This window comes from Prevotella sp. AM23-5 (assembly GCF_003473645.1).
Taxonomy (GTDB): domain Bacteria; phylum Bacteroidota; class Bacteroidia; order Bacteroidales; family Bacteroidaceae; genus Prevotella; species Prevotella copri_A.
The window spans coordinates 1-3,999 of the sequence record NZ_QUCG01000124.1; the positions used below are offsets into that span (position 1 = coordinate 1).

At 35.7% G+C, this 3,999-nt stretch carries 5 protein-coding genes; all 5 read right to left on the reverse strand.

Going from position 1 to position 3,999, the window contains the following annotated elements; genetic code table 11:
- Nucleotides 1–18 precede the first annotated feature (18 nt).
- Complete coding sequence (locus tag DW657_RS16640) at nt 19–471, reverse strand: hypothetical protein (RefSeq protein WP_118313483.1); 453 nt, start codon at nt 469–471, stop codon at nt 19–21.
- Nucleotides 472–477: 6 nt separating this feature from the next.
- Nucleotides 478–2,214, reverse strand: a complete 1,737-nt coding sequence (locus DW657_RS16645; protein WP_147381989.1) for a hypothetical protein — start codon at nt 2,212–2,214, stop codon at nt 478–480.
- Nucleotides 2,215–2,667: 453 nt separating this feature from the next.
- Entirely contained in the window at nt 2,668–3,009 is a 342-nt protein-coding gene (locus tag DW657_RS16650; protein WP_118313485.1) for a DUF86 domain-containing protein, read from the reverse strand.
- Nucleotides 2,993–3,304, reverse strand: coding sequence for a nucleotidyltransferase family protein (locus DW657_RS16655; protein WP_089545413.1), 312 nt, complete (start codon nt 3,302–3,304; stop codon nt 2,993–2,995). The genes DW657_RS16650 and DW657_RS16655 overlap by 17 nt, the downstream gene beginning before the upstream one ends.
- Nucleotides 3,305–3,653: 349 nt before the next feature.
- A partial coding sequence (locus tag DW657_RS16660) for a hypothetical protein (protein WP_233547200.1) occupies nt 3,654–3,999 on the reverse strand: 346 nt, incomplete at its 5' end.

Sequence of the window (3,999 nt, forward strand, 5' to 3'; positions counted from 1 at the left end):
AATTATAGTGTTGCGGAATTAAGGATTATCATAAATAGAATCTACAATGCCACCAGTTTTTGACTCTGTTTTCTCCATACCATGCTCTACGGTATAAGAAACATCAATATATTCATAATCACTACCTTGCTTTCCATAAGGCTTCATAACAGAAGAAGTATATTCCTCATACATTCTTGAAATTCTTCTGTTTGCAGCTTTCACCTTAAAAAAGCCATTAAACAAGTATTTTTCCAATTCGTCGATAGAACTATTGCTGAAAATTTTCACAGCATAATCCATTTCTTTATAGTCCTTTTTAAGACTTTCCGCATGTTTTTCGCCACTTTCACTGGAAATCAATTCTACACAAGGATACATTCCATCCAGCAAAAATGCCAAACAATCATCGTATTGGGTGTTCAATTCTGTATAGCCATACTCCTTGAATAGTTCTCTCGCCTTTAAAAAATATGATTTATCTATGCACATAATTTCTTATTTTTTTATATATAGAACTGCATTACGAACAACTTTCGACTCTAACTCAATTCCGACCTTTCCTTCATTAATCGAATCAAAATTCTTATGTTCAACTTGAATACAGAGTATTTTTGTTGAATGAAATCTCTTATTCACATCCTCAAAGTAAATGGAATCCCCTACAGATATGTTTGTTTCATGAATTTCTACACAAGCAACGGTCATATCATTGAAATAATTATATGGTTTTCCCAAGACTTTGAAATTTGAATGAAAATTAACAATACCAGGAACAAGCAAGGCTTTCCTCGCCTCTTCCTTTGTTATAACACTATTTTGTATCTCAAAATATAGATTAAACAACTGATACGTATAAGCCATCGCCCTATACGAATATTCTGCATCTTTTATCTGATGAGCAGTGAAAGGAGGCATCTGTCGCTTAAGAGGTTCTTTGCCTCGTTCATTATTTACTATATACAAGGAGTGTACCTTGCTATATTTTCCTTCATGCACACGGCGAGTCTCTATCTTTGAAATCTGTGCGCATTCATTATCTTTAGAAGTACCATGAAGACCTTTTACCTCTATGATTAAGAGTTCATTATTATCCAGCAGGACTTGCAAGTCTTCCTCAAAATCCTCGCCTTCCTTGACTGTAGCATCCATAGACTTTACATTTCTAAAGTCCAACCACTCCAAGAAAATCTTCACATTATTAACTAAATTTTCTCCAGTTTCTGTCAACATAGAATAAAGAAAATTGTGTTTCTTTTTTATCTTTACAATAGACTTATCCTTCTGTTTGACGATGTCTTCATATTGCTTTAGAGCTTCCTCCTTTTCTCTATTTAACTGAATAATCTCAGGTAGCACATAATTATCATTTTCCAACCAAGGGTTCTTCGTTTGCAAAGGGAACAATTCCGAAAAATGCTTATAAAGACATTCTGTAAACAACCTTTCCAACAAAACTTTCTTATCATCTATCTGAGGCAACATAAATGTTACAGAACTATTCCTCTTATTATAATAAGCATAAGAAATGATTTCATCTTGCTCATTGAATAAAAGAGGAATAAAATTTTCATCAAGTTCTTCTTTATATGAACCAGGTTGATTAAAGGTTGGATGTTTAAATGTTTGAGAATATGATAATTGTTCCTCGATTCCAGAGAACAAAGCATATGCTAGCATATATTCATCATTCAATTTAACTCTATTGCCAGTCAAGACGTTTTTAGTAAAATTCTCAACACATTCATAATTTGAAAAACGACCTACGCTTTTAATATATCCGTCAGTTTTAATGCAACTATAATCAACGTAATATTTTGCAGATTGGAAAAACACTTTAATCATTTTTCCTTTTTTCGCATTCAAACCATTTCCTATTAAACGGCAGGCAAAAGGCAATGGGTCAAACACATTCTGTGGTTTACTCAAACATAAGCACTTATATATATCGTTTGCATCTGATATAGCCTTCTTTCCCTTGTGTTTTGATATATCATAAGGTATTATCTTTGAATTTGAGGATAAATCTTGAATAATCATAGAATATTCATGAAGATTCCGTGGAATATTAAATGGCATCGCTATTGGCAATCTATCCCAAGAACAATCAAGATTTCTTGCATCTAAAGAAGGTTCTACCTTATAATCATAAACATCTAATAGTTCCTTTGTAAGGTAATTAATTACACCTTGTGGCATATCTACACAAAGAACACGTGTTTTTAAATCATCCATATTGTATATTTTAACAAAAGATTCGCAAGAGAATATTCACAAACGAAACTTTGATACATAATTACTCTTAGTTTTAATGGGCATTACCCATAAGACTGTATATCACCATTACAGCGTCCCCACTATATTACAAGTAGTTACACATATAAGTTTTTGAAAAAAGTTATTTTTGTCCCCCATTGCAGTATCGCTCTGTGCTTGTCGTTGCTCGAATCCCTCCGTTCAATGGTCTTTACCCCCCTTCATTTCCCCCGTTTGCGGGGGGACAGAAACCCTTTAGCCAAAGGGAGCTCCACATCCTAACCAAGCCTTCCCTTCTCAGAAAGGAAGGATGTAACCGCCCTCCGATGCTCAGAACCGCTACGCTTTAGGGTTGGCGGACCAATCAAAGGTCTCGCCAGGTTGTGCGGAATGGGACCGCATGGGGACGGCGAAAAATATAAGTTTTTTTAATTACTCCGACAGATACTTAACTATCCAAGGTTTCAACTCAGGAATGTCAACTTCTATTGTGTCCCAAAGGCTTTCGGGATCTATTGTATAATAGCCATGCACAAGGACATGTCGCATCCGTTCTATCTGACGCCAATTTACATCAGAATGAGATTCACGAAATTCTGTTGAAAGCATATAGACAGCCTCGCCTATTACTTCCACCAATTTGGTAAAGCCATAAAAGATGAGCTTATTCTTCTTGATATCTTCAAAAGTATATTGAGCATGAAACTCCTCTATACTTTCTATCGCTTCAAGAATATGCTCTAACCTTCCCCTATCTCTAACTTTTTCTCTCATAAATCAAGAATTTATCTTGGTTGGCTGTTTCTTGAGCAAAAGGGAGGAGACGATTAGCCTCTACTATATCCACCTTGCGATGAAGCAAGTCTTCCAAATTCAACATAATACCTGCTATTTTCATCAGAGAAATTCGATTATGCTGACGATCATACTCTACAAGAATGTCTATGTCACTATCAGTAGTTTCTTCACCTCGTGAGCATGAACCAAAGAGCCAAGCCTTTGTTATTGGCTGGCTACCAAAGAAATCTTGTATCTTTGGAATCATATTTTGTACATTTTTACTAATCATAACAGCGTAATTTTATTGTTTTTAATGGAGCTTATACTCCATTTCTCTGTTCATTGTGCAAATATAAGGGTTTTCGGTGAAACTACCAAATTTTTGGGGGAGTTTTTGATTCTTGCTCTAATCTCCCCCAGATTAAAGTATATCACCAATACTGCGTCCCTACTATATTACAAGTAGTTACACCTTTTCTATCTTTTGGAAAAAGTTATATTTTGTTCCTCATTGCAGTATCGCTCTGCACTTGTCATTGCTCGAATGAGGAATATTGTTTATTCTACTTTTGAGAGGATTACCTCTGGAGAAGTACCCATCAGGGTTATAGCGGAAATCTTATGACCGCCATTGGCATTTAATGAATGACCACAGTGATAGAGGCTGTCTTTGCGACAGTTGGATTTTTACTATTTTCAATTGTCGCAAAATTTGCGCCTGTTGGGTCAGAAGCTAGCTCTTCATGAAGAGCATTGTTGATATGCTTACCTATAGTCTTGATATCACGACCAAATAACTGCGCCATTTGTTGACGATTGAGCCGAACCGTATCTTGATCCAGTTTCACCTCCAACCTAATACTTTCGTCTGGTTGATAGAGTACTATCTGAGATTTATCAGTGGTTGCCTGTATTTTGCTATTTTCGTTTGCCATAATCATACATTTTTTCGAATCCCTCCGTCTCCCTTTAGCCAAAGGGAGC